This window comes from Rahnella sp. BIGb0603 (assembly GCF_024808755.1).
Classification (GTDB): Bacteria; Pseudomonadota; Gammaproteobacteria; order Enterobacterales; family Enterobacteriaceae; genus Rahnella; species Rahnella contaminans.
Map to the genome: position 1 here is coordinate 34476 of NZ_JANUEX010000004.1, position 24908 is coordinate 59383.

At 54.3% G+C, this 24908-nt stretch carries 25 protein-coding genes and 1 other RNA gene; 6 read left to right on the forward strand and 20 right to left on the reverse strand.

Annotation, left to right across the window (positions count from 1 at the left end; translation table 11 throughout):
- Positions 1–5: 5 nt before the first annotated feature.
- The 3 genes from M2403_RS11525 to M2403_RS11535 form a co-directional block, all read right to left on the reverse strand.
- A complete protein-coding gene (locus M2403_RS11525) occupies positions 6–905 on the reverse strand; it encodes a carbohydrate ABC transporter permease (RefSeq protein ID WP_259229210.1) in 900 nt (299 codons plus the stop codon).
- A complete protein-coding gene (locus M2403_RS11530; protein WP_152327781.1) occupies positions 895–1767 on the reverse strand; it encodes a carbohydrate ABC transporter permease in 873 nt (290 codons plus the stop codon). The genes M2403_RS11525 and M2403_RS11530 overlap by 11 nt, the downstream gene beginning before the upstream one ends.
- A gap of 166 nt (positions 1768–1933) precedes the next feature.
- On the reverse strand, positions 1934–2236 hold the full coding sequence (locus tag M2403_RS11535) for a hypothetical protein (protein ID WP_217154009.1): 303 nt from the start codon (positions 2234–2236) through the stop codon (positions 1934–1936).
- A gap of 431 nt (positions 2237–2667) precedes the next feature.
- Here M2403_RS11535 and M2403_RS11540 point away from each other — a divergent pair, with 431 nt between their 5' ends.
- Together M2403_RS11540 and M2403_RS11545 are read left to right on the forward strand one after the other, a co-directional pair.
- Positions 2668–3114, forward strand: a complete 447-nt coding sequence (locus tag M2403_RS11540; RefSeq protein ID WP_208951400.1) for an STM2901 family protein — start codon at positions 2668–2670, stop codon at positions 3112–3114.
- The gene (locus M2403_RS11545) at positions 3114–3419 is read left to right on the forward strand and encodes a DUF1493 family protein (protein WP_374101287.1); all 306 of its coding nucleotides are present in this window, start codon (positions 3114–3116) and stop codon (positions 3417–3419) included. Before M2403_RS11540 ends, M2403_RS11545 begins: the two co-directional genes overlap by 1 nt.
- A 24-nt stretch (positions 3420–3443) precedes the next feature.
- On the opposite strand, the gene M2403_RS11550 is transcribed toward M2403_RS11545, so the two are convergent.
- The 17 genes from M2403_RS11550 to M2403_RS11630 all read right to left on the reverse strand — a co-directional run bounded on the left by M2403_RS11550 (position 3444) and on the right by M2403_RS11630 (position 22712).
- Entirely contained in the window at positions 3444–3926 is a 483-nt protein-coding gene (locus tag M2403_RS11550; protein WP_259229213.1) for an Hcp family type VI secretion system effector, read from the reverse strand.
- 158 nt (positions 3927–4084) lie between these two features.
- Positions 4085–5017, reverse strand: a complete 933-nt coding sequence (gene rbsK / locus M2403_RS11555; protein WP_152327778.1) for a ribokinase — start codon at positions 5015–5017, stop codon at positions 4085–4087.
- On the reverse strand, positions 5014–5946 hold the full coding sequence (alsK, locus tag M2403_RS11560) for an allose kinase (RefSeq protein ID WP_259229222.1): 933 nt from the start codon (positions 5944–5946) through the stop codon (positions 5014–5016). Before alsK ends, rbsK begins: the two co-directional genes overlap by 4 nt.
- Positions 5947–5961: 15 nt before the next feature.
- Positions 5962–6642: a D-allulose 6-phosphate 3-epimerase gene (gene alsE, locus M2403_RS11565; protein ID WP_259229224.1), complete on the reverse strand. Its 681-nt coding sequence runs from the start codon at positions 6640–6642 to the stop codon at positions 5962–5964.
- 50 nt (positions 6643–6692) lie between these two features.
- Positions 6693–7766, reverse strand: a complete 1074-nt coding sequence (locus M2403_RS11570; RefSeq protein WP_259229226.1) for an ABC transporter permease — start codon at positions 7764–7766, stop codon at positions 6693–6695.
- 11 nt (positions 7767–7777) lie between these two features.
- Entirely contained in the window at positions 7778–8767 is a 990-nt protein-coding gene (locus M2403_RS11575) for an ABC transporter permease (protein WP_217154012.1), read from the reverse strand.
- Positions 8760–10292: a sugar ABC transporter ATP-binding protein gene (locus M2403_RS11580; RefSeq protein ID WP_259229230.1), complete on the reverse strand. Its 1533-nt coding sequence runs from the start codon at positions 10290–10292 to the stop codon at positions 8760–8762. Before M2403_RS11580 ends, M2403_RS11575 begins: the two co-directional genes overlap by 8 nt.
- Positions 10293–10294: 2 nt before the next feature.
- Entirely contained in the window at positions 10295–11281 is a 987-nt protein-coding gene (locus M2403_RS11585) for a substrate-binding domain-containing protein (protein WP_405047821.1), read from the reverse strand.
- Between the two features lie 18 nt (positions 11282–11299).
- Positions 11300–12157 (reverse strand): DeoR/GlpR family DNA-binding transcription regulator, encoded by an 858-nt coding sequence (locus M2403_RS11590; protein WP_152327772.1) that lies wholly within the window; start codon positions 12155–12157, stop codon positions 11300–11302.
- A gap of 330 nt (positions 12158–12487) precedes the next feature.
- On the reverse strand, positions 12488–13231 hold the full coding sequence (locus M2403_RS11595) for an SDR family oxidoreductase (protein WP_208951394.1): 744 nt from the start codon (positions 13229–13231) through the stop codon (positions 12488–12490).
- 247 nt (positions 13232–13478) lie between these two features.
- Complete coding sequence (gcvP, locus tag M2403_RS11600) at positions 13479–16352, reverse strand: aminomethyl-transferring glycine dehydrogenase (RefSeq protein WP_259229231.1); 2874 nt, start codon at positions 16350–16352, stop codon at positions 13479–13481.
- A gap of 109 nt (positions 16353–16461) precedes the next feature.
- Positions 16462–16848, reverse strand: a complete 387-nt coding sequence (gene gcvH / locus M2403_RS11605) for a glycine cleavage system protein GcvH (RefSeq protein ID WP_259229232.1) — start codon at positions 16846–16848, stop codon at positions 16462–16464.
- A gap of 60 nt (positions 16849–16908) precedes the next feature.
- Entirely contained in the window at positions 16909–18006 is a 1098-nt protein-coding gene (gene gcvT, locus M2403_RS11610; protein ID WP_259229234.1) for a glycine cleavage system aminomethyltransferase GcvT, read from the reverse strand.
- A 310-nt stretch (positions 18007–18316) separates the two neighbouring features.
- Positions 18317–19543 carry an FAD-dependent 2-octaprenylphenol hydroxylase gene (gene ubiI, locus M2403_RS11615; RefSeq protein WP_259229235.1) on the reverse strand — a complete coding sequence of 409 codons (1227 nt, stop codon included), beginning with the start codon at positions 19541–19543 and terminating at the stop codon, positions 18317–18319.
- Between the two features lie 28 nt (positions 19544–19571).
- Positions 19572–20750: a 2-octaprenyl-6-methoxyphenyl hydroxylase gene (gene ubiH, locus M2403_RS11620; protein ID WP_165059174.1), complete on the reverse strand. Its 1179-nt coding sequence runs from the start codon at positions 20748–20750 to the stop codon at positions 19572–19574.
- Positions 20751–20768: 18 nt separating this feature from the next.
- On the reverse strand, positions 20769–22085 hold the full coding sequence (gene pepP, locus M2403_RS11625) for a Xaa-Pro aminopeptidase (RefSeq protein WP_152327765.1): 1317 nt from the start codon (positions 22083–22085) through the stop codon (positions 20769–20771).
- Between the two features lie 54 nt (positions 22086–22139).
- A complete protein-coding gene (locus tag M2403_RS11630; protein ID WP_101075350.1) occupies positions 22140–22712 on the reverse strand; it encodes a YecA family protein in 573 nt (190 codons plus the stop codon).
- A gap of 253 nt (positions 22713–22965) precedes the next feature.
- Here M2403_RS11630 and zapA point away from each other — a divergent pair, with 253 nt between their 5' ends.
- The 4 genes from zapA (at position 22966) to asr (ending at position 24824) form a co-directional block, all read left to right on the forward strand.
- Entirely contained in the window at positions 22966–23295 is a 330-nt protein-coding gene (gene zapA / locus M2403_RS11635) for a cell division protein ZapA (protein ID WP_013576788.1), read from the forward strand.
- 49 nt (positions 23296–23344) lie between these two features.
- A non-coding RNA gene (ssrS, locus tag M2403_RS11640) (6S RNA) lies at positions 23345–23528 on the forward strand.
- A 39-nt stretch (positions 23529–23567) separates the two neighbouring features.
- A complete protein-coding gene (locus M2403_RS11645) occupies positions 23568–24164 on the forward strand; it encodes a 5-formyltetrahydrofolate cyclo-ligase (RefSeq protein ID WP_259229241.1) in 597 nt (198 codons plus the stop codon).
- 180 nt (positions 24165–24344) lie between these two features.
- On the forward strand, positions 24345–24824 hold the full coding sequence (gene asr / locus M2403_RS11650; RefSeq protein WP_259229242.1) for an acid resistance repetitive basic protein Asr: 480 nt from the start codon (positions 24345–24347) through the stop codon (positions 24822–24824).
- Positions 24825–24908 lie beyond the last annotated feature (84 nt).

Genomic DNA, 24908 nt, shown 5'->3' on the forward strand with positions numbered 1-24908 from the left:
CTCCTTTATTTAATGCCCGAGAAGCCAAAGCTTTTCAGGAACTGTTTCTGAAAAATAATGAATGCCAGCATCAGTGGCAGGCACACCATCAGCGTTCCGGCAGTAATCAATCCCCACTGGCCGCCCGATTCCGCGCCCATCGCAAAGGACACCAGCCCGACGGTCAGCACCTGTTTATCCGGATCGTTCAGCACCATCAGCGGCCATAAATATTCATTCCAGTGATAGGTAATGCTGACGGTCGCAAAGGCGAGAATGGCGGGCCATGACATGGGGATCAGCACGCGGAACACCACCTGCCACCAGCGGCAGCCTTCCATCAGAGCAGCTTCTTCGATTTCACGGGGAATACTGAGAAACGCCTGACGCATCAGGAACACGCCAAACGCTGAGGCAAAGTACGGCATCATTACGCCGGTCAGGGTGTTGAGCAGCCCGAACTGTTTGAGGATCATCATGTTCGGCACCATCATAATGACCGGCATGATCATCAGCTGGATGAGCAGTAAGTAGAACAGCGTCTGTTTGCCGCGAAATTCGTGATACGCGAAGACGTAACCGGCGGTGGTGATGGTCACCAGCTGAACCAGAAACGTGCCGAAGGAGAAGAAGATCGTATTGGCGTAAAGCCTCAGCCAGTCGGCGCTGTCCCATGCCTCACGGAAGTTTTGCAGTGTCAGCGGAAAGCGCGGCAGTAACGAGGCCATATCCGGCGAAAAGCTGCTTTCGCTGAACGCCGACGACAGCATCCACAGGAACGGTGCCATCCATAAAAACGCCGCGCACAGCAGTAAAACCGGCAATGTCGAACGACGCGCACCGCGCAATAACATCGACGGCGAACGCGCACCCGCCTGCGATTTTTTACCGGTCATCACCGGCGCTTCAGATGTTTCAACGCTCATAGTGAGCTCCTTTTTCCAGCACACGCAGATTCAGCATCGAAAAACCAAACAACAGCACCAGCGTGAGGAAAGTCGCCGCCGAGGCCTTGCCTAAATCGTGGGTGTCATTGGCGAGACTCTGGATGTAATACAGCAGCACGGTAGTGGCATTATTCGGCCCGCCCTGCGTCATCACCGCGACGTGGTCGATCTGGGTAATGGAATAAATCAGCGCAATAGTGACCACAAAACTGATGGTCGGGCGCAGCAGCGGCAGCGTGACATAGAAGAAAACCTGCGGGCGCGACGCCCCTTCCATCAGCGCCGCTTCGCGTGCCGAAGCAGGAATCGACTGCAATCCGGCGAGGAAAAACAGCATGTAATACCCGGCAAATTTCCATACACCGATAACGCTCAGGGCAATCAGCGCGCTGTTGCTCATGCCGAGATAGTTGTTATTCATCGGCCCGAACATTTTCGCCAGGGTGTAATCCAGCAGCCCCATGCCGGGCATAAAAATGAACAGCCACAGGGTTGCTGCGCTGACCAGCGGGATAATCATCGGAAAGAAAAACGCGGTACGCAGCCAGCGGTTGAGCGAAGTGTTTTCCCACAGCGCAACGGCCAGCAGCAGCGCCAGCACGATACCGGGCACGACGGTCATCAGGATGTAAGCCAGATTATTGAGCAGCGCACGCCAGAAAACGGGATCCTGCACCAGACGCAGATAGTTTTGCAGACCGACAAACGGCGGTGCGTCCGACGACAGACGGCTGTCAAACAGGCTGTCCATCGCTGACTGAAATAAAGGGTAATAGGTGAACAGAAACAGGAAAATCAGCGTCGGCAGCAAAATAAGATAAGGAAACAACGTGCGGCGCATTACAGGATACCGGTCAGCGAAATAAGGTGCCTATCCTGTCCTGCCTATGTGTCAGTTACATGGCGGAAGTGTGATGGTTATTTGAATGAAAAATGAGCGAATGTTACTGAACAAATAGGATGAAAAGACCGCCGTATTGCCGTCCTTAAAATCGTTACCCCTGAACTCATGACCTCGCCAGCGCGTTCCCGGCTTTTTCCGACAACTCAAACAAAGCAGGCAAAACATGCGCCGTAGCTTTGATGTACGCGCTCACCTGCGCCACACCTTCCGGCGGCAAAAGTTCCCCGCTTTCCAGACCTTCGCTCAGACAGAGCAAACCATGGCAAAGGCCTTCGGCAGATTCAGAGGCGACCGCGCCAAGATCATAAAGCTGGGGTTCGGTGAAGTTGCTGAGATCCATATCGGAAATCAAAGTGCGAAAAGCGGTGATGGAGTTTTCAGGGTATTGGGTTTCGGTTGTTGTCATGATGATCATTCCATTACCAGATTTAAGTTTCATCACGCCTTCAGGTTCCAAATTAAAGGAGTGTCTCAGACAGGTTTGGAACTCCGGATCTAGCGACCGGCCAATCATAAAGATTGCCCTGCCTGAGCCACGAATTGAAGTGTGCACGTAGCCGCTGAAAAAAAACAAATTTTTTCAGTTCCAGATATTCGGAGTTCCAAGTCCGGCTACGGATTTTGCCGCAGCGAGGTGACTATATTCCGATGATTTTGCCAATGAAACAGACTGTATGGATTTACAGGAAGTTACTTTGATAATTGGAAGGCGTCTCTCAGGAATGACTCCTGCCCGCCCCCTGTCAGGAAGAATTGAACCTATCTGCCTTGCTAATTTAATGCCCATTTTTAAGTGCTACTATCGCGAACCTCGTATGCGAACAGGGAACATAGGTAATGGATACAACAGAAGAGCTAAACGGGACGTATTTTTATCATGGGCATGAAAATGTATCGGCTCAGGAGTTATTCTGGTTAATATTTTTGGAAGAATTTTCAAAACATGAAGGTTTGGCGATTGAAACCGCTGCCACCATTCTTTCAGGCTGGCCGCTTATTCCTAAAAAGAAAGGATTAGGCAAGTCATCATGGGGTACCAGTGTTGCGTCTAAAATGTCCCGCAGGATATTTAAGGATATGCATTTTATTGAGCCCGTTGAAACACCCGTAGGAATATGGAAAACCCGATGGACAATCAGGGTCGGCACAGCCGTAGGGCGATATGTTCCGTACGTAGGATATGTTCAGGCAATGATAGTTTTTTCAATTGTCGCAAAAGAAACCCGGAATAAATATAATCTGATTGCACGGCCTGACGACCGCATTCCATGGACCTATTTCTGATGTTCGATGAAAACGAAATCCTAAACTACATAACTGAGAAATATAGCTTCAGGAAACAGCCCGTCGGTAAAGAATGGACATTTCAGGAACACTTTAATTTTGTTCAGGAAGAGTTAGAAGAAATGTTAGTTGACCTGTTCACTCGATACGGCATCGGACACAACAACTTCAATCTCGATGATTACTTCGAACCAGAGTGGCCTGTTTGGTTATTGTGGAAAAAATTCCAGCGCAAAGAATATAAACCGCTCACGGTGGGAATGATTATTGAATCAGCAAAAGCGGGGAAATGGTTATATCAGTAAGGGGCATAATGGCCCCTTTTTTATTTATGCCGTCTGGCGGTCGTTCCATGCATCAGAGAAAATAATATTCCCGTCTTTATGTTTCCACGTAATTTTTTCATACCGCAGTTCAACAGATTCCATGTGATTATCATTTGGATTATCAGAAGCCCCCATCGTTGGGGATATCGAAACAATACGAACCTTTTCTAACATCATATTGAAGTATTCAACTTCTTGTCCGGCATCGTTAATCTTGTACCAGCGAATTTCCGCGGACTCGAGATTTTGGCCCGTTGCAACCGCCTTATAGAGATACGGGCTCGATGAATCAAAATCTTTCACGACAAGCATAGATGAATGCATCCGTGTACCCGTTACTTTTCCGGTGGCACTGTCCGTTGGGATCATCACGTTATGATGAAACCCTTTAACTTCAATACTGTATTCTCTGTCTTTAACGTCCACCGCGCCCTTGATCAGGGCGCCGCCATCATCTTTTAGCCACAGGTAAGCTGGAATAGCCATTTTCCTATCTCCTTATAAAAGTTATGGCTAACTTACTCCAGCCTTGTTTAATCACAAGCAAAAAACCTCATTAAAATCCATTTAATTGCATCTATTACAATGACTTATAATTATTACTTATACGTCGCGCACGCTCTTTTTTGCTGAAGAAAACCCAGTCAAACCACCACAACCCCCATCCTTTCCCGTGCCTCTTCATAGGTCGGCATCGATGCCGCAGCCCCTGCTCTTTCCACACAAACGGATGCGTAGGCGGAGGCAAATTGCGCGGCTTCGGAAAGCGTGGAACCGGCGGCGAGCTGCGAGGCTAATGCGCCGTTAAAGGCATCGCCTGCGCCGGTGGTATCGACCGGTGTGGCCGGGCAGGCGGCGATGATTTGCGTTTCGCCATTCACGGAAAGCAGTGCGCCCTGCGTGCCGAGCGTGACGATCAGTGCCTGAATGCCTTTAGCGTGCAGCGCGTGGGCGGCGCACTTAGCGGATGGAATATCGTGAACCTCAATGCCGGTCAGTAATGTGCATTCAGTGGCGTTGGGCGTGAGCAAATCGACCTGCGCCAGCAGGTGGTCGGAAACCGGCTGGAACGGTGCGGGGTTGAGGATAATGTACGTCCCGTTTTCCCTGGCGATGTTGATCAGTTTTTCGATAGCCGGAAGATTATTTTCCAGCTGCGTCAGCAGGATATCCGCAGCGGCTACCGCCGGACGGCATTGTTCGACCTCTTCGTCGGTGACCGTCAGGTTCGCGCCCGGATCGACCGCTATCATGTTTTCCGCGTCCGCACCGGCGACGTAAATCAGCGCATTACCGGTCGGGCATTCGCTGGTGGAAAACAGCGTGACGGCATCGAAACCGGCGTTGTCGAGGTGGCGGCGGGCAAACATGCCGAAATCATCACGCCCGACTTTCCCGATGTAATGCACCCGCGCACCGGCGCGCAGTGCGGCAACTGCCTGATTCGCACCCTTTCCACCCGCACCCATCATGCTGTTACGCGCAATCAGGGATTCTCCCGGCTTGGGGAAACGCGCCATGCCAGCGACAATGTCGAGGTTGAAAGAACCAAATACGCATACCTTGCCTTTTTTCATGCCTCTCTCCTGAAAGAAAACGGTCGTGACTGCGACTGAAAAACGCGTTGTGCGGCCAGACAGGCGCCGCGGCAACCGGTCTCATCGGTGACGGCGCTGAAGTGGATCTTCAGTCCGTTCGCCGGATACGGGCTACGCAGATGGCTGCGCAACTGCTGTTCGAGCTGCGCCAGCGGGAAATTCTCCATCGCCAGCACACCGCCGCCCAGCACTAAGTATTCGGGATCCAGAATGTTCATTTCACTGGCGACGGTGCGTGCCAGTCGTGCCACAAATTCGGTTAAATCCACATGCCCGGCGTGATACACAAACAGGTCAGCAAACGGCGTGTGCGGCGCATGCTGCCGCGCCCAGCCGGTGAGCCAGTTGCCGGACGTCAGCGTCTCGACGCAGCCGGTTTTTCCGCAAGGGCACAGCAGCGGATTGCCTGCCAGCGGAATATGCCCGAGCTCGCCCGCACCGCCGTGCGCACCGTGATAAAAATCGCCGTTAATCCACAAACTGTTGCCCAGACCGGTGCCCAGATACAGGCCGACGGCGACGTCAGGCAGCGTGTCGTGCTGAAGTAAATCCCACCACATCAGATGGTTAACGTCTTTATCCATCGTCACCGGCAGATGCAGTCGCTGCGCAAGCTGCTCCGCGACCGGCTGATTATCCAGCGCGGAAATAAACGGCAGCGATAACACGGTTTGCCGGTCACGGGACAAGATCCCCGGCAAACCGAGCATCACCTGTGCCACCTGATGATGCGGATCCTGCGCATCCAGATACCCGCGGATCAGTGCTTCCAGCCCGCTCAGCGGATCACTTTGCCCTGCCCAACTTTGCGTCGGGGTTTTGTGGTAGCCGCGAAAATTTTGCTGGCTGTCCATCAGCATTAAACGGGTATTGGTGCCCCCGACATCCACTCCAAGAAAGTGCGGCATACGGCTCTCCTGCCCTCAGGCTGCGTGACGCGCCTGACGCATCTGATCGAGCATTTTGTCCCAGGCAATATCCAGATCGCTGTCGAGCGTGAACAGGCCGGAACTGCCGACGATCAACACTTCCGCGCCCGCAGACATCAGATCCTGATACGTCCGCAAGTTGCAGGATCCGTCGATTTCGATCAGATAGCGGTAGCCTTTTTGCTGTTTGAGATCGCGCAGCTGAGCAATTTTCCCCAGCATTTCCGGGATGAACGGCTGCCCGGCATAGCCCGGATCGACGGTCATGACGGTAATTTTATCCAGCAGATGAATGTAGTGCTGGATGTATTCCACCGGCGTTGCGGGATTGAGCACCACGCCGACCTTTTTGCCCAGAGAACGGATCTGGTTAATGATGCGGAACGCGTCGCGGTTGATGGTTTCGGCGTGCGGGCAAATAAAATCAGCACCGGCTCTGGCTATCGGTTCGATAAAGTCGGACGGATTTTCCACCATCATATGCACGTCCAGAACCAGCGGCGTATGCGGGCGGATCTGTTCGATGAAGAACGGCGACAGCGTGATGTTTTTGACGTAATGGCCGTCCATGATGTCGATGTGCAGCATGTCAGCGCGGCGGTTCAGCACCTCCAGTTGCTGTTTGATGTCGATCAGGCTCATGCACATCAGCGACGGAGAAATTTTGTATTCCATGATGTTTTCCTAAGGTCAGAGGCTATGAAAATAAGCTTTAAAAATAAGGATTAAGGTTGTGCAGCCCGCGCTTTGGCGGCGCTCATACGTCCTGCGCGTTTTTGCAGGAAACGGGCACGGAAGAATTTCAGCGCCAGCACCACAATCAGTACCGCGCCCCACATCGCCAGACTGAAATGCGGGCTGACGTTCAACAGATTCAGGCCGGTTGAAATCACCTGGAGGACAATCAGCGAGAGCACCACGCCCGCCACTTTGCCGAATCCGCCGTTGGGATCCGTGCCGCCTAAAATGATCGCCAGTACGGTCAGCAGCAGGTAAGAATCGCCGTAGCCCATGCGCGCCGAGTTGAAACGCGCCATCATAATCAGCCCGGCAATCACGCATAACATGCTGGAAATTACGTAGATGGCGATCAGCACGCGGTGGGTATTCACGCCGCTGAAATGGGTGGCGTTGATGTTGCTGCCGCTCATGTAGATATATTTGCCCAGGCGCGTGCGTTCGAGGAATACCGCGATGAACACCGCCGTCAGCAGGAAGATAATCAGCGGAACCGGCACGCCGAGCAGCGTTTCCGCGCCGATAAAGCGCACGATGTCGGGCATACCGCTGATGGCCGCGCCGCGTGAGAGATAGATGCCAACGCCGTTCACCATCGTCATGGTGGCGAGCGTGACCAGAATCGGATGCGCCCCGACGTAGGCCACCAGCGCACCGGTCAGCATGCCGATGACCAGCGCCAGAATCATTGCGCCGACCAGTGCCACCGTCAGCCAGACCGCCTGCATCGCCATGCTGGCATCGGGCGGCAGCCAGGTGAGAAACACCCACGCCATCAGTAAACTGGTCAGGTTAGCGGTGGCGATAATGCACAGGTTCAGGCCGCCGCTGAGGATCGGGATAAACATCGCCAGCGTCAGTAAACCCAGTTCCGGCAACTGGAAGGCGACACTCATAAAGGTGGCGTCACTGAAGAAACGCCCCGGCATCGCCAGGCTGAAACCGATAATGACCACCAGCAACAACAGCGATAATCCCAGGGTAGTGTTGTCTATTTTCAGGGAAGCCATTTTCAGCCGGGGCCGGGCTTTAAGATTCACATTTCTGCTTTTCGCGAACATAGCGGTTTTCCTCACGCGAAGCCGACTTCGGTTTCTTTGCGTTTCTTGTAATGGGTGACGGTGATGGCCGCGACAATCACCACGCCGATGACGATATTCATGAAGTAGCTTGAGACACCGATCAGGTTGAGGCCGTTTTTCAGCACGCCAATCAGGAACACGCCCATCAGTGTGCCGACCACGCTGCCTTTGCCGCCGTTAAGGCTGGCGCCGCCGAGCACCGCCGCCGCCAGCACATCCAGCTCGCCGCCGACCAGCGCATTCGGCACCACTTCACCGACGCGATACACCTGTACCAGGCCGCCAATCGCCGCCATTGCACCGAGATAACCGTAAGCAAAAAGATGCAATAACCCGACACGGATCCCGATACGACGCGCGGATTCCTGATCACCGCCGACCGCAAACAGCTGGCGTCCCAGATGGGTTTTGTTGAGCAGGATCCAGCTCAGTCCGGCGACTGCCAGCATCACTACCACCGGCAAACCCACCTGATAGTGCTGCTCGCCGACGCTGAAGGGCAGCACACGGATCGGCGTGGTCAGCCAGTCCGGCAGGTCGTACAGACTGGTGCCGTTGGTCAGCCACATCAGCATCCCAAACAGCAGCGACTGCATACTGATGGTGACGATGATCGACACAATGCGCAGGCAGTAGATCAGGATGGCGTTGATCATCCCGAGGACGGTGCCGATCGCGATCGCCAGTAAAATGCTGCCGGCCGGACTGCTCAGGCCGTAATGAATGGCCAGCGTGGCGATGAGGTACTGCACGACGGAAGCGACCGCCGCGAACGAAATATCAATGCCTCCGGTGACCAGCACCACAAACAGGCCGAGGGCGAAGATGCCGCTGACGGCGTAGCTTTCGGTCAGATCCAGCAGGTTCTGAAGCGTCAGAAACTGATTGGTGAGCAGGGAAAACGTGACGATAACCACCAGCAAAACCCAGGCTAAATAACCTTCGTTGCTGGACGGGCGTAACCGGCTGAGCTTAAGCATTGACCGCCTCCGCAAGCTGTTGCTGAGTAATCGCGCCCGGAAGATATTCGCCCTTCACTGTGCCTTCGGAGAAATGCAGCACGCGGTCGCAGTTGAAATACACTTCCGGCACTTCGTCGGAAATCAGCAGGATAGAAATGCCCTCTTCCGCCAGCTGATGCACCAGCTGGTAAATACTGGCTTTCGCGCCGACGTCCACGCCGACCGTTGGCGAATCGAGGATCAGGATTTTGGGCTGCGTCAGTACCCATTTTGCCAGCACGATCTTTTGCTGATTCCCGCCGGACAGCGTGGAAATCGCCTGATCAGGATTAGCGACTTTGACGCCGAGTTTTTCGATCCACTGCTGGATGATTTTGTTTTTGCGGTATTCGTCGATCAGATGAAAACGGCTGCGCAGCTGATCCATGATCGCCAGCACGGTGTTGTCGCCGACCGATTGTTGCTGGATCAGTCCCAGCGTCAGCCTGTCTTCCGAGACATAGCCGATGCCGGATTTGATCGCGTCTTCGTGGCTGCGAAAACGTACCGGTTTGCTGTCGAGGTAAATTTTGCCGCTGTCCGGCCTGGTCATACCAAACAGGCTGAGCGCCAGTTCAGTGCGCCCGGAACCAAGGAGGCCGCACAGGCCGAGCACTTCACCTGCATGAAGTTTAAAACTGACGTCGTGGTACTGACCCTCTCGGCTGAGTTTGTCGGTTTCCAGCATGATGCGCTGGTCATTCATGTTGGCGGCTTTCAGGCGGTAATCGAGTTTCAGGCCGGTCATCAGTTCGGTCAGGCGTTCGCTGCTGACTTCAGAGGCCGGAAAGGTGCCGACTTTTTTACCGTCACGAATGACCGTGACGCTGTCTGAAATCTCCAGCACTTCATCGAGACGATGGCTGACGAACACCACGCTGATGCCTTTGTTTTTCAGGTAATGCACGGTGCGCAGCAGCTGATTCACTTCGGTTCGGGTCAGCGAGGCGGTCGGTTCATCCATAATCACTAACCGCGCATCAGCCACCAGCGCGCGGCAAATTGCCACCTGCTGGCGCTGGGCAATCGGCAGCGCTGACACTTTGCTGTCGAGGTCTAAGGTGTAATTGAGTTCAGTCAGAATGCGCTGCGCGGTGTCGCGCAGACGTGACGGACGATACCAGCCCATCAGCCCTTGCAGGTTGTGGTCGAAGGCGATGTTTTCAAACACGCTCAGGTTCGGAAACAGCGAAAGATCCTGATAGATCACCTGAACGCCAAACTGCCGCGCCTGATCCGGGCTGAGTTTGCTGAACGTCGAAAGCCCCTGCGTGGCAGAACCCAGCGTGATCCGGCAACCGTTATCCGGCTGATAAACCCCCGAGATCACTTTGATCAACGTACTTTTACCGCAGCCGTTGGTGCCCGCCAGGCAGTGAACTTCCCCCGGCATCAGCCGCAGGGAAATATCGTTAAGCGCGCGCTGTCCGCCAAAGGTCACCGACAGATTCTGTACATCAATCAGCGGCGTGTTGTCTGTTTGAATGATCCCGGAGATTGCCATGATTACAGCCCCATCTTGACCAGTTTCGGCAGGTTGGCTTTATCCAGACTTTCGGTTTCGTTGCCCAGAATGGTGTGCGTTGCCTCGTCGACTTTCACTTTGCCCATGCCTTCAATGGTCATGCCGTCAGTGATTTTTTCGCCTTTTTCCAGCTTCTCGGCGATGCGCACAAAGACTTCACCGGCCACCATCGGGTTCCAGATAAAGCCACCTTTGATGGCACCGGCTTTCACCAGGCTTGCGCCCTGGCCCGGACTGAATGGCCCGAAGACGCAGACATCATCGGTTTTGCCGCGGTTAAGCACCGCACGGCCTGCGCCGATCGGGCCTTGTGAACCGATCGCCAGAATGCCTTTCAGGTTGGCGTCTTTAGACATCAGGTCATTGGTAGTTCGGATGCTGTCATCAAGCGATTCGCCGACACCGAATTTGTCGCCGACCAGGTGCATGTTCGGATAATGTTCTTTTTGATAATTGATGGCCGCATCGGCCCATTTCTGATGCAAAGGCACGGTCAGGCTGCCGACATACACCGCGTAATCGCCTTTTTCTTTCATACATTGTGCGAGGGCGATCATGTGGTTAATGCCGTGCTGCGTGGCATCGACCATTTCGAAATCCCAGTCGGCATATTTCTGATCCGGCGATTCATGCACAATGACTTTGATCCCGGCGTCGTGTGCGCGTTTCAGCACCGGCTCCAGCACGCGGGCATCGTTGGGCACCACGCCGATCACATCTACTTTTTGCGCAATCAGATCTTCAATCGCACGCACCTGCAACGCCGGATCCGCGCTGGTTGGCCCGACCTGCCACGCATCTATCCCGCGTTTGGCCGCTTCACTTTTGATCCCGGCTTCCATCGCGTTGAACCAGGCGTTACCGCCGACTTTCACCACCACGCCCATGCGAATTTTATCGGCGGCGTGTGCCGACAGGGACAACATGGCTGTCGCGAACAGGCAGGCAAGAACGGATTTCTTGATCATGTTTACTCTCCTGGGAGGTCAGTTATGTGCCGCAGCTAACGGACCGTTGCGGCTGTTTTTAGTTTTTTTCTGTAGGGGTGACGGAGAAACTTCAATCACGTTAACGTTGCTCCAGGCCAGTTCCTGGCGGAATTCTTCATCCTCCAGATGGTCTGTTATCAGTGTGTCGATTTCCCGGTAGTGGCAGATCCGCGCAAAAGAGCGGCGGCCGAATTTGCTGGAGTCAGCCAGCAAAATTTTGTGCTCGGAGGAAAGCAGCATTTGCTGTTTCAGCCGCGCATGATGCTCGTTACTCTCACGGATGCCGCCTTCGTGGCTGATGCCGTGACAGGAGAAAAACAGTTTGTTGATGACGAACTCTTTCAGCATTTGTTCGGCCAGCACGCCGACAAAATCTTCATATTTCGCCGAATATTCACCGCCTAAACCGATGGTGCGCACATTGGCTTTCACCGACAGCGTCTGGATGATCTGCACTGAGTTGGTCAGCACCACCAGCTGAATGTCGGGCAACTGACGCGCCAGATACCAGCTTGTCGAACTGCTGTCGAGCAGCAGACAGTCACCCGGATTAATCAGCTGCAATGCGCGTTTGGCGATGCGCGTTTTGCTGTCAGGCGACTGATTACTGCGGTCACGAAACGATTCGCCCTGTTCAATCTGCGACGGTACATAGGTTTTTTCGCCCGCCGAATGTTCCGTAAAGACCGCGCCGCCGTGGCTGCGTAATAGCACGCCGCGCTTTTCCAGCAGCGCCAGATCCCGCCGCGCCGTTTCCAGCGAAATACGGCATAACTGCGCCACTTCCTGCACCAGAATGCGTCCGCGCTGGGTGAGAATTTCGGTAATAAAACGATGTCGCTCTACTGGCAGCATGTGGTGATTCCTCTTTCCCGATGTCAAACAGGATACGCAGCCCGGTGGTTGTGGAATGCGCAGTGCCTCAAACGCGGCTGTGTGCATTTTTTGCCACCGCCGTCATGTGATATTTGTCACGAAAAGCTGAGAAAAGATGAAATGTTAAAGTTTGGATCTGTGGCGGGAACGGCATTAAATCGTCATTTGCGTTGCAACAAGACAGCAACAGTTTTGCAAACGGTCACAATTCCTCGTGGTTTCTCATGACCGGTTATGACCGTTTGTGTGGAGTTGACCGTTTGGACATAAAAAAAGCGCCTTAAGGCGCTTCTGCATCCGAGGAAAGTATTATCTCCCACCCGCCAGATCGAGAAAGCTGCCGGTGACGTAGGAGGAGGAATCGGAGAGCAGCCAGTAAATCGCCTGTGCCACTTCTTCCGGCTGACCGCCGCGCTGCATCGGCAGATTGGCCTTCACGCGATCGACGCGTCCCGGCTCACCGCCGCTGGCGTGCATTTCGGTATAAATCAGACCGGGCCGCACGCAGTTAACGCGAATACCGTACGCCGCCACTTCCAGCGCCAGACCGGTGGTCAGGGTATCCACCGCCCCTTTTGACGCGGCGTAATCAACATATTCGCCCGGCGCACCCAGACGGGCAGCCGCGGAAGAGACATTCACAATCGTCCCGCCCTTTCCGCCGTGCCGGTGCGACATGATTTTCACCGCCTCGCGGCAGCACAGGAAATAGCCCGTCACGTTGGTGGACAGCACTTTATTGATGCGTTCAGCGGAGAGATTTTCAATGGTGGTCTGCTGGAACAAAATCCCGGCATTATTCACCAGCGCGGTGATTGTCCCGAGTTCTTCGCCCAGGCGTTTAAACATCGCGACCACCTGCGTTTCGTCGGCAATATCAGCCTGAAGCGCAATGGCTTTGCCACCGGCCTGTTGAATTTCATCGACGACAGATTGTGCAGCGGTTTCGTTATTCAGATAGTTGACGCCGACGGCGTAACCCTGCTGCGCGAGGAGGATCGCGGTTGCACGGCCGATACCGCGGCTACCGCCGGTGACGAGAGCGATTTTCATTGAATACTCCAGTGGGGAAAAGTGAGGAAAGAGTAGGAGAAACTGAAGCAATGATGATTTGAATTTTATCCTCCCCCTTCGCAGGGGAGGGAGCAATCCGGTTTTTAGTTCCTCCCCCTGTGAAGGGGGAGGCCGGGAAGGGGTTTTAAGGCCTAATACCTTGTCAATGCTAACTTCAACTTATTAATTTTGCTTTAATACCCCACCCCAACCCTCCCCTTCGCAGGGGAGGGAGCAGACCGCAGTCTTACTCGTAATCTGACATCGGTACACATGAACAGAATAAATTCCTGTCCCCGTACACGTCATCCAGACGTTTCACGGTCGGCCAGTATTTGTTGTCGTACCCGGCCGGGAATACCGCCACTTCGCGGGTGTACGGATGGCTCCAGTCGCTGACCAGCTCATTCTGCACGTGCGGTGCATTCACCAGCGGGTTGTCTTCCAGCGGCCATTCGCCTTTCGCTACGCGGTCGATTTCACTGCGGATTGCCAGCAGCGCCTCGATAAAGCGATCCAGTTCCACTTTGCTTTCTGATTCGGTGGGCTCAACCATCAGCGTGCCGGCAACCGGGAAGGACATGGTCGGGGCGTGGAATCCGTAGTCGATCAGGCGTTTGGCAATATCCATTTCGCTGATACCGGTGGTTTCTTTCAGCGGACGAATATCCAGAATACATTCATGCGCCACGCGACCGTCGCGGCCAGTGTAGAGCACCGGATACGCATCCTTCAGACGGGTAGCGATGTAGTTGGCGTTGAGGATAGCGACCTGGCTGGCTTGTTTCAGGCCTTCCGCGCCCATCATACGGATGTACATCCAGCTGATTGGCAGGATTGACGCGCTGCCAAACGGCGCCGCAGAAACCGCACCGTTTTGCGTCAGCACGCCGTCAATCTGTACCACGCTGTGACCCGGAACAAACGGTGCCAGATGCGCTTTCACACCAATCGGCCCCATGCCCGGACCGCCGCCGCCGTGCGGGATACAGAAGGTTTTGTGCAGGTTAAGGTGCGAGACGTCAGCACCGATGTAACCCGGCGTGGTGATGCCGACCTGTGCGTTCATGTTCGCGCCGTCGAGGTAAACCTGACCGCCGTACTGATGCACAATCTGGCAAACTTCACGGATAGTTTCTTCGTAAACGCCGTGCGTTGACGGGTACGTCACCATGATACAAGACAGTTCGTCACCCGCTTTCGCCGCTTTCTCACGCAGGTCGCTCAGGTCAATGTTGCCTTGCTTATCACAAGCCACCACCACGACGGTCATACTCGCCATCTGTGCAGATGCCGGGTTGGTGCCGTGTGCTGAACTTGGGATCAGGCAGATGTGACGACCACTTTCGTTACGGCTTTCGTGGTAACGACGGATGGCCAGCAGACCCGCATATTCACCCTGCGCGCCGGAGTTTGGCTGCATACAGACAGCGTCGTAACCGGTGAGCTGAACCAGCCATTGTGACAGCTGACCGATCATTTGCTGATAACCGCCCGCCTGTTCTGTCGGGCAGAACGGATGCAGTTCGGCGAATTCCGGCCAGGTTATCGGGATCATTTCTGCCGCAGCATTCAGTTTCATGGTGCAGGAACCCAGCGGGATCATCGCCTGATTCAGCGCCAGATCCTTTTTCTCCAGACGGTGCATATAACGCATCATCTCGGTTTCACTGTGGTACTGGTTGAATACCGGATGGGTGAGGATCGGATCCACACGCAGCATGGCCGCAGGAATCGAGTTGCTGTCGGTCGATGCGGCATTGTCCAGCTTGTCGATATCCAGACCGTTATCGTCACCCAGCAGGGCAGCGAAAAGCACCTGAACGTCTTCGCGGGAGGTCGCTTCGTCGAGCGTGATACCGACCGCGCCGTGAATGTCTGTACGCAGATTGAGACCGAAGCTCAGCGCACGTTCAAGCACAGCAGCCTTGTCTTTCACTTCAACAGTCAGCGTATCGAACCAGGTGTTATGACGCAGTGTCAGACCGCCCTGTTTCAGACCAGCGGCCAGGATGTCGGTCAGACGGTGAATGCGTGACGCAATGCGTTTCAGGCCTTCAGGGCCGTGGAATACCGCATAAAGGCTGGCAATATTGGCCAGTAAAACCTGCGAGGTACAAATGTTGGAGTTGGCTTTTTCGCGGCGGATATGTTGCTCGCGAGTTTGCATCGCCATGCGCAGGGCTGTTTTGCCAGCAGCATCGCGGGAAACGCCGATGATACGGCCCGGCATGGAGCGTTTGAATTCGTCTACGCAGGCAAAGAATGCCGCGTGCGGACCGCCGTAACCCATCGGCACGCCAAAGCGTTGCGCCGAACCAAAGACGACGTCTGCGCCCTGCCTGCCCGGTGCGGCCAGCAGCACCAGCGCCATAATATCAGCGGCAACGCTGGTGATAATTTTGCGGGATTTCAGTTCGCCCAGCAGCGCAGTGTAATCGTGCACTTCGCCGGTAGTGCCGACCTGCTGTAAAAGCACGCCAAACACGCCTTCCAGTTCGAGCACTTTTTCAGCTTTATCAACGATGATGTCAAAGCCGAACGTTTCCGCACGGGTGCGAACTACGTCCAGCGTTTGCGGATGCACGTCGTCCGCCACGAAGAAGCGGTTAGCATCTTTCAGTTTGCTGGCGCGTTTTGCCAGCGCCATCGCTTCTGCCGCAGCGGTTGCTTCATCGAGCAAAGAAGCAGAAGCCAGATCCAGACCGGTCAGATCTAATGTCAGTTGTTGGAAATTCAGCAACGCTTCAAGACGGCCCTGCGACACTTCCGGCTGATACGGGGTATACGCTGTATACCAGCCCGGATTTTCCAGCATATTGCGCAGGATAACCGGCGGTGTCAGCACCGCGCTGTAACCCATACCGATGTAGGATTTATAGCGCTGGTTCTGGTTGGCAATGGCTTTCAGCTCAGCCAGCGCCTGATGTTCCGTCACGGCATCACCGACGGCCGGTGGCCCCGGCAGCTGAATATCGACCGGAACGATCTGCTGGATCAGCGCGTTTAACGAGTCTGCACCGACCGTTTCCAGCATCTGTTGCTGCTGCTGAGAAGACGGACCAATGTGACGGCCGATAAAGGCTTCGTTGTTTTCGAGTTGGCTGAGAGTCTGAGTCATTTGCTACGCATTCCTGAAATCTGCTGGAGGTGTCTTGGGATACTGACAAAAGCTACGGGTCTTGAATTCACCCCGCAAACGGGTTGCGGGGCGGGCATTGCAGTCCTGATTATTCGTCTACAGAAGCAGCATAGGCTTCTGCATCAAGCAGATTAGCCAGTTCGCTTTCGTCTGACGCTTTAATCTGGAACAGGAAACCTGCGCCGTACGGCTCGCTGTTGACCAGTTCCGGAGAACCTTCCAGTTCGCCATTAACCGCAACGATTTCGCCGCTGACTGGAGAATAAATATCGGAAGCCGCTTTAACCGATTCCGCCACGGCGCAGTCTTCACCTGCGGCGACTTCACGGCCCACTTCTGGCAAATCAACGAAAACCATGTCGCCCAGTAATTCCTGCGCGTGTTCAGTGATGCCTACGGTGTAAATGCCGTTGCCTTCTGAACGTACCCATTCGTGGGAAGAGGCATATTTCAAATCTGCTGGAACATTGCTCATTATATTTTCTCCAAAAAAGTGCTTAATTCAGCGTTAACTGGATAATTTTATCTCGAATTTTTACTGCGCCAGCGGTTTGCCGTTGCGGACAAAACCTGGTTTGGTGACTTTCACCGGCATTTCGCGGTTACGGATTTGCACAATGGCGTGCTCGCCAATGCCCGCCGGAACGCGTGCCAGAGCAATACTGTAGCCGAGCGTCGGAGAAAATGAGCCGCTGGTAATCACGCCTTCCAGCGTGTTGCGCGCGCTGTCGGTGAATCGCACCGGCAGTTCGTTACGCAATACGCCTTTCTCTGTCATCACTAAACCGACCAGCTGTTCGGTGCCCTGCTCGCGCTGTCTTTCAAGTGCGTCACGGCCAATAAAGTTGCGGTCTTCAGGTGCCCAGGCGATGGTCCAGCCCATGTTGGCTGCCAGCGGTGAAACGCCTTCGTCCATTTCCTGACCGTAAAGATTCATACCCGCTTCCAGACGCAGCGTGTCGCGCGCGCCCAGACCGGCAGGTTTCACGCCTGCTGCCAGCAGTTTCTGCCAGAAATCAGCAACCTGTTCTTGCGGGAGTGCGATTTCATATCCTGCTTCGCCGGTATAACCGGTGGTGGCGATAAACAGGTCACCCGCCTGAACGCCGAAGAACGGCTTCATCCCCGCGACCGCTTGTTTTTGTTCAGAGGTAAAAAGGGTTTCTGCTTTCTCTTTTGCATGAGGGCCCTGCACGGCTACCAGCGCTAAGTCATCACGCACGGTCAGTTCGATGCCATACGGTTCTGCATGCTGCGAAATCCATGCCAGATCTTTCTCGCGCGTCGCGGAGTTCACCACAAGACGGAAATAGTTTTCGTTGAGGAAGTAAACGATCAGGTCGTCGATCACGCCGCCGGACGCATTGAGCATGCCGGTATAAAGCGCTTTACCGGGAACGGTGAGTTTGGCGACATCATTCGCCAGCAGGTAACGGAGGAATTCACGGGTACGGGCACCGTGGAGATCAACTATGGTCATGTGCGAGACGTCAAACATACCGGCATCCTGACGCACAATGTGGTGTTCATCCAGCTGAGAGCCGTAATGCAATGGCATCATCCAGCCGTGGAAATCGACCATACGCGCGCCACACGCAACATGTTGTTCATAAAGCTGAGTCTGCTTAACCATCTTATTCCTCATTTAATTAAGTGCATAAACAGCACACCGCGCAAACGATACCCTTTGCTCGAACTTACCACTGAATAAGCTCACTAACCATAAGTTAAAATATGCAGAGCGGGATAAATGTCAGTGATTTCACAAGGGCATTGTGCAGAGTTTTTGACTGGTAAACTGGGGTTTGTGGCGCAAAATCTACAAATAAACATCAAAAGTATCGATGTTATATAACGACAAGGCCAGATTTCTCACCATTTGCAGAATGAGAAATCCGGCCCCGGATTAGAAAATGTAATGGAAAAACTGAGCTGAAATTAGATTATTTCAATCGAAGTAAATCGTCCTGTAACCACTCCGGTAAATCATTCAGCCCCATCGCCTGACGCACCAGTTTTGGTTTCACGCCCGGCAGAGAATCCGCCAGCGTAAGACCAATATCGCGCAGCAGTTTTTTGGCAGGATTGTCACCGGCAAACAATTCGCGGAAGCCCTGCATACCCGCCAGCATCAGCGCGGCGCTGTGTTTGCGGCGGCGCTCGTAACGACGCAGGTACATATGCTGGCCGAAATCTTTGCCTTCTTTTTGCAGGCGTCTGATTTCCGATGCCAGTTCTGCGGCATCCATGAAACCTAAATTGACGCCCTGCCCGGCCAGCGGGTGCACGGTGTGCGCGGCATCACCGGCCAGCGCCAGACGTTGTCCGGCAAAGCTGCGGGCATAACGGCCTGTCAGCGGGAAGGTCAGGCGCTCGCTTTCAACGGTACAAATACCCAGGCGCAGGTCAAAGGTGCTGGCGAGGATTTTATTGAACTCCTCAGGCTCCAGCGCGCTCAGACGCTGAGCTTCATCCGGCGAAACTGACCAGACGATAGAAGACAAATGCGCATCAGCCAGCGGCAGAAACGCCAGAATGCCTTCGCCGTGGAATACCTGACGTGCAACAGACTGGTGCGGCTCTTCGGTGCGGATGGTCGCCACCAGTGCATGATGGCGATAATCCCAGAATGTCAGCGGAATGTCGGCGTGCTGACGCAGCCAGGACTGGGCACCGTCCGCTCCGACCACTAACCGCGCGCTGAGCTGGCGATCGTCATTAAGGGTGATAAACGCCTCATTCTCGCCCCACGCCACGTTTTTCAGTGTGGCCGGCGCAAGCAAAGTGATGTCGGAAGATTTTTCCGCACGCTGCCACAGGGCGCGGTGGATCACCTGATTCTCAATAATGTGCCCGAGATGACTGAACCCATATTCTTCGCCACGAAATGCAATTTTACCGAAGCTGTCGCGATCCCAGACTTCCATTCCCTGATACGCATTGGCGCGCTGAGCGATGATGTTGTCCCAGACGCCGATATATTTGAGCAGGCGCTCGCTGGCGGCGTTGATGGCAGAAACGCGCAGGCCCGGCTGTTCCGGCAATGGCGAATCGAGATCCGGCAGCTGGTTTTCCAGCACCACAACGCGCAGACCGCTGCCCTGTAAACCACATGCCAGCGCCAGACCGACCATTCCGCCCCCGGCGATAACCACATCAAAAGATTGCATAATTTTTCCTGTAAAGCCCGGAACGGAATTAACGGTCAACCCAGCCGAGCGTCCGTCGGGTAAACGCATCGCGCAACGGCGTGATGCCTTCCATCGCCAGTAAACCCAGATTGCGGCCAACCATTAACGGCAGATAACGGTTGGCAAAGAGGTGGATCAGGCCGTCGGTCACGCCGACGGTCGCCAGCTGATCGGGCTGACGGCGGTTCTGATAATCGCAAAGTACGCGATAACTGCCGACGTCGTTGCCCTGCTTTGCGGCGCTTGCCAGCGTTTCCGCCAGCGTCATCACATCGCGCAGGCCGAGGTTAAAACCCTGACCGGCAATCGGATGCAGCGTTTGCGCCGCGTTACCCACCAGCGCCAGACGATGGCTGATATGGCTGTTGGCTTTTTGTAATTGCAGCGGATAACTGAAGCGTTTACCGGCCTGTTTCATGGTACCCAGCCGCCAGCCAAATGCCTTTTGCAGTTCGCTGAGGAACTTCGCCTCGCTCCAGTGATCAATTTCTTCACGGGCTTCGCGCGGGTGGCACCAGACCAGCGAACTGCGCCCGTCGGACATCGGCAATAAAGCCAGCGGTCCGTTTTGGGTGAAGCGTTCGAACGCGCGGCCGTTATGCGGTTCGCTGGTGGCGATGTTGGCGATGACGGCAATCTGCCCATAATCCTCGCGCTGCCAGCTGATATTGCAGGCTTTCGCCAGCGAAGAGTGGGAACCGTCGGCAGCGACCAGCAACTGCGCGGTCAGAGTTTCACCGCTGTCGAGCGTGACACTCGCGCTGTCGGTTTGTCTTTGAACATCAACCACTTTTGCCGGGCAATGCACCGTCACGCCGGGAGCTTTGGTGAGCATGGCAAACAAACGATTACCGACTTCATGCAGCTCAACAACGTGACCAAGCGCTTCGACACCATAATGCCCCGCAGTGAGATTCACAAAAGCCGCATGGCCGCGATCGCTGACGTGAATGTCACGGATAGGCGTCGCGATTTTTGCCAGTGCCGGCCAGATCCCGACGCGCGCCAGTTGCTGGCAGGTTCCCTGCGCGAGCGCAATCGAACGGGCATCAAAACCCGGATGCTCGTGTTCTTGCGGCGCGGTCGCCTCCACCAGATGCACCGGCAGACGCCCCTGCGTTAGCGAGGAAATCGCCAGCGCCAGCGTGGCACCGGTCATTCCGCCACCAACAATCACTATGCTCATAGAGAAACAATGCTCATATTATTTACGTGCCGCCGCCATTAAGGCTTCGATATCATCGGCTTCTTTCACCACGTCGCCGGTCAGAATTTCGATGCCTGTCGCGGTGATCAGAATGTCGTCTTCGATGCGGATACCGATACCGCGATACGCTTCCGGTACGTCGGCGTCCGGCGCAATATACAAACCCGGTTCAACGGTCAGTACCATGCCCGGTTCCAGCGTACGGCTGCGATCAACCGAGCCATAATGACCGACGTCATGAACGTCGAGCCCCAGCCAGTGAGATAAACCGTGCATGAAGAACTGGCGATGCGCCTGCTCAGCGTAAAGAGTTTCCACATCACCTTTCATTACGCCCAGTTTGACCAGTCCTTCGATCATGACGCGGACAGCCGCTTCGGTCGCCGCCTGAATACTGCTGCCCGGTCCGAAGACTTCCAGTGCTTTGTATTCTGACGCCAGCACGATGTCGTAGATCTCACGCTGTGCTTTGCTGAATTTCCCGTTCACCGGGAAGGTGCGGGTGATATCACCGGCATAGCCCTGATATTCACAACCGGCGTCAATCAGCACTAAATCGCCGTCACGCAGCTCACATTCGTTTTCGGTGTAGTGCAGGATGCAGCCGTTTTCGCCACCGCCAACAATCGTGTTGTAGGAAGGATAACGCGCGCCGTGGCGGTTGAATTCGTGATGAATTTCTCCCTCGAGCTGATATTCAAACATTCCCGGACGACATTTTTCCATTGCGCGGGTGTGTGCCAGCGCAGTGATTTGCCCGGCACGGCGCATAACCGCGATTTCTTCGGCGGACTTGAACAGACGCATATCGTGAACCCACGGACGCCAGTCAGTGACGGTCGCGGGTGCGGCGAAGTTCTGACGAAAACCTTTACGCAGTTTTTCCATCGCACGGTTAACGATTTCATCGGCATAGGCATATTCGCCCTGCGCGTGATAGACCACGTCAAGGCCGTTGAGCAGTAAATGAAGCTGGTCGTTGATGTCGCCGAAAGGCAAGGCTTTGGTCACGCCCAGCTTAGCCGGTGCTGCTTCCTGCCCCAGACGGCGCCCGAACCAGATTTCAGCGGTGAGATCACGCACGCGGTTAAACAGCACGCTGTGGTTATGATTTTCATCACTTTTAACCAGAATCAGCACAGCTTCCGGTTCGTTGAAACCGGTGAAATACCAGAAGTCACTGTTCTGACGATACGGGTATTCACTGTCGGCGCTGCGCGGGGCTTCGGGGGCCGCAAAAATTATCGCAGCACTTCCCGGTACCATTTTCGCTAACAGCGCCTGGCGGCGGTTCTCGATCTCTTGCTGAGTCATCACTTTCTCCTGAAATCGTTTTAGTTCGTTGTTATTAACTGGGTTCTCAAATTATCAGTGCAACGTGCGGGTATTTTCCGGTGCAGACGGCAGGCTGTGGCCAAATTCGCCAAAGCATAAAATGGCTGCCACGCGGACGTACTCCACCACTTCCTCTAAAGATTGCGCCAGTTGCTCCTGATCTTCATCTTCGTCGTAGCCAAGTTGCGCGATGCTGCGCAAATCATCGATGGCTTCGCCGACTTCGCCTTTCACTTTCGCAAGTTTAGGCTGCATCATGCCAAGGCCGAGCAGGAAATGGTTGACCCAACCGGCGAGGGCGTCGGCACGTTCGAAGACACTTTTGTCGTCATCGGGCATCATCATTTTAAATTCGAAGCTGTCATCTTCCAGCGTATCGGACGTAACTTTACGAAGTTGTTGCAGCAAATCCGCCAGCGTATGCGGGAAGGCCAGGCCTTCATTGGTCAGGTCATGCACCATCGTCAGCCAGCTGCCGTCGCGGTTGCCGCCACACAGTAAGCCACTGATCAGACCGTGCATTTCTGCTGCGGTCAAAGCAACCGATTGTTGTTTCAGGTTTTGATCCAACGAATCGTAAGTAGGGTAAGTATTCTCAATAGACATGCGCATTCGCCATCGTTGGCAGGTTAAGTTCGTGTTATGCTACCACCAAGGTCTGTCGTAGTACCAGATTAGCAGCCCGCAATCAGGCTCAGTTTGGCCTGAATGGCACGCCCTGAACAATCGGGCAGCAGTCAGCCGGTCATGGGGTTGTAACCTGGTATTGAGATAGTTATAGTGGCGCCCGCTTCCAACATCCTGCGCCAGGTCGTAGTGGTCACGTTGGGGCGGACGAATAAATCAGCAGGAAGGTGGCATGTCTGCACAACCGGTAGATATTCAAATTTTTGGTCGCTCGTTACGGGTGAATTGTCCGCCAGAACAACAGGAAGCACTGAATCTGGCAGCTGAAGATCTTAATCAGCGGTTGCAAGATCTTAAAGTTCGCACTAGAGTCACCAATACAGAGCAACTGGTTTTCATCGCGGCATTGAACGTATGTCACGAACTTGCTCAGGAAAGGTTGAAAACGCGCGATTACGCATCCAATATGGAACAACGTATCCGGATGCTGCAACAAACCATCGAGCAGGCATTGCTCGAACAAGGCCGGATCTCTGAACGTGAAGGGGCGCCTTTCGAATAACACACGTTGCTGATGTGGCTCGTCACAGGCCAGTCAGAAGCGGTAAAAAATTTCTCTGAGATGTTCGCCAGCGGGCCCGTCCCCTGAGCCGATAATTAGTACCAACAGAATGTGATGATCCGTAATCGGTGCGCATGCTCGGTCCGTCCGAGAAGCCTAAAGATTGCGACAGCACGTTCACCTTGAACCATGGGTTCAAGGGTTACAGCCTGCGACGGCATCTCGGAGATTCCCCTTTCTTTTCGGTACATCCCTTTCTGGTGTTTGTATCTATGTCGCACACTCCTCTTTTTACTTCTGCCCGACAAAATATTCGCACTGAAATTCGCCAGCGTAGAAAAAATCTGACTGCCGGTCAGCAAACAGAGTTTGCCCTTCAGGCCGCAGATCGCGTTGCCGCGCACCCTGAAATTCAGTCTGCCACCACGATTTCAGTTTTTCTGTCCTTCGACGGAGAGCTTGATACCACACCGCTGATTCAGCGCCTGTGGCAGGAAGGAAAAGAGCTCTGTCTGCCGGTGCTGCATCCGTTTTCCCCTCACCATCTGTTGTTCCTGCGCTATGCGCCTGAAACACCGCTGGTACGCAATCGTCTTAAAATCCTCCAGCCACAACTTGATATCACACAGGTTGTGCCATTGTCTCAGTTGGATATCATCCTGACGCCGCTGGTCGCGTTTGACCGCCACGGACAACGTCTGGGTATGGGTGGAGGGTTCTACGACCGCACGCTGGAGCACTGGCGGGATGGCGGGCCGTATCCGATTGGCTTAGCGCATGATTGCCAGCAGGTGGACGTCTTGCCGGTGGAGCACTGGGATGTGCCTTTGCCGCAAGTGATCACGCCGGGCAAAGTGTGGACGTGGTGAAGATAGGCTGACTGTTGATACTCCTCTCAGAGAATACTCCCCTCAGAAAATTTCCCTTATACATACCGTTACACGCCGAAACCAATCCCTCACGGACAATAAATTCCGTCATGTCTATTATCTTCTCAACGGCCCCGCAGTGGGGCAGACACATAAACCGATATCTCTGAGGAATTAAACATGAAAAAAGTATTAGCTCTGGTTGTAGCCGCTGCAATGGGTCTGTCTTCTGTCGCTTTCGCTGCTGAAACAACCGCTACTCCGGCACCTGCTGCTGCAACGACCGCTGCGCCTGCGGCCAAGCATGTAACTAAACACAAGACTCACAAGAAAGTCGCTCAGAAAGCGCAGGCTGCTAAAAAACACAAAAAAGCCGCTAAGAAAGCTGCTCCGGTAGCCCAGAAGGCCCAGGCTGCTAAAAAACACGTGAAACACGCTAAGAAAGCTGCTCCGGTAGCGCAGAAAGCGCAGGCTGCTAAGAAACACGTGAAACATGCTAAGAAAGCAACTCCGGTAGCGCAGAAAGCGCAGGCTGCTAAAAAACACGTGAAACATGCTAAGAAAGCTGCTCCGGTAGCGCAGAAAGCGCAGGCTGCTAAAAAACACGTGAAACATGCTAAGAAAGCTGCTCCGGCTACAAAAGCAACCCCAGCAGCATAAGAAGTTACCAAGAAGTCTTTGTGAGGTATTAACTCGCAATTACCAGAAATGCTAAATTTACACCCGGTTCGCCGGGTGTTTTTT

What these genes read in the sequence shown, in the direction of transcription:
- M2403_RS11525 (WP_259229210.1), bottom strand. Translation starts at nt 905, where the DNA reads ATGAGCGTTGAAACATCTGAAGCGCCGGTGATGACCGGTAAAAAATCG.
- M2403_RS11530 (WP_152327781.1), bottom strand. Translation starts at nt 1,767, where the DNA reads ATGCGCCGCACGTTGTTTCCTTATCTTATTTTGCTGCCGACGCTGATT.
- M2403_RS11535 (WP_217154009.1), bottom strand. Translation starts at nt 2,236, where the DNA reads ATGACAACAACCGAAACCCAATACCCTGAAAACTCCATCACCGCTTTT.
- M2403_RS11540 (WP_208951400.1), top strand. Translation starts at nt 2,668, where the DNA reads ATGGATACAACAGAAGAGCTAAACGGGACGTATTTTTATCATGGGCAT.
- M2403_RS11545 (WP_374101287.1), top strand. Translation starts at nt 3,114, where the DNA reads ATGTTCGATGAAAACGAAATCCTAAACTACATAACTGAGAAATATAGC.
- M2403_RS11550 (WP_259229213.1), bottom strand. Translation starts at nt 3,926, where the DNA reads ATGGCTATTCCAGCTTACCTGTGGCTAAAAGATGATGGCGGCGCCCTG.
- rbsK (WP_152327778.1), bottom strand. Translation starts at nt 5,017, where the DNA reads ATGAAAAAAGGCAAGGTATGCGTATTTGGTTCTTTCAACCTCGACATT.
- alsK (WP_259229222.1), bottom strand. Translation starts at nt 5,946, where the DNA reads ATGCCGCACTTTCTTGGAGTGGATGTCGGGGGCACCAATACCCGTTTA.
- alsE (WP_259229224.1), bottom strand. Translation starts at nt 6,642, where the DNA reads ATGGAATACAAAATTTCTCCGTCGCTGATGTGCATGAGCCTGATCGAC.
- M2403_RS11570 (WP_259229226.1), bottom strand. Translation starts at nt 7,766, where the DNA reads ATGTTCGCGAAAAGCAGAAATGTGAATCTTAAAGCCCGGCCCCGGCTG.
- M2403_RS11575 (WP_217154012.1), bottom strand. Translation starts at nt 8,767, where the DNA reads ATGCTTAAGCTCAGCCGGTTACGCCCGTCCAGCAACGAAGGTTATTTA.
- M2403_RS11580 (WP_259229230.1), bottom strand. Translation starts at nt 10,292, where the DNA reads ATGGCAATCTCCGGGATCATTCAAACAGACAACACGCCGCTGATTGAT.
- M2403_RS11585 (WP_405047821.1), bottom strand. Translation starts at nt 11,281, where the DNA reads ATGATCAAGAAATCCGTTCTTGCCTGCCTGTTCGCGACAGCCATGTTG.
- M2403_RS11590 (WP_152327772.1), bottom strand. Translation starts at nt 12,157, where the DNA reads ATGCTGCCAGTAGAGCGACATCGTTTTATTACCGAAATTCTCACCCAG.
- M2403_RS11595 (WP_208951394.1), bottom strand. Translation starts at nt 13,231, where the DNA reads ATGAAAATCGCTCTCGTCACCGGCGGTAGCCGCGGTATCGGCCGTGCA.
- gcvP (WP_259229231.1), bottom strand. Translation starts at nt 16,352, where the DNA reads ATGACTCAGACTCTCAGCCAACTCGAAAACAACGAAGCCTTTATCGGC.
- gcvH (WP_259229232.1), bottom strand. Translation starts at nt 16,848, where the DNA reads ATGAGCAATGTTCCAGCAGATTTGAAATATGCCTCTTCCCACGAATGG.
- gcvT (WP_259229234.1), bottom strand. Translation starts at nt 18,006, where the DNA reads ATGGTTAAGCAGACTCAGCTTTATGAACAACATGTTGCGTGTGGCGCG.
- ubiI (WP_259229235.1), bottom strand. Translation starts at nt 19,543, where the DNA reads ATGCAATCTTTTGATGTGGTTATCGCCGGGGGCGGAATGGTCGGTCTG.
- ubiH (WP_165059174.1), bottom strand. Translation starts at nt 20,750, where the DNA reads ATGAGCATAGTGATTGTTGGTGGCGGAATGACCGGTGCCACGCTGGCG.
- pepP (WP_152327765.1), bottom strand. Translation starts at nt 22,085, where the DNA reads ATGACTCAGCAAGAGATCGAGAACCGCCGCCAGGCGCTGTTAGCGAAA.
- M2403_RS11630 (WP_101075350.1), bottom strand. Translation starts at nt 22,712, where the DNA reads ATGTCTATTGAGAATACTTACCCTACTTACGATTCGTTGGATCAAAAC.
- zapA (WP_013576788.1), top strand. Translation starts at nt 22,966, where the DNA reads ATGTCTGCACAACCGGTAGATATTCAAATTTTTGGTCGCTCGTTACGG.
- M2403_RS11645 (WP_259229241.1), top strand. Translation starts at nt 23,568, where the DNA reads ATGTCGCACACTCCTCTTTTTACTTCTGCCCGACAAAATATTCGCACT.
- asr (WP_259229242.1), top strand. Translation starts at nt 24,345, where the DNA reads ATGAAAAAAGTATTAGCTCTGGTTGTAGCCGCTGCAATGGGTCTGTCT.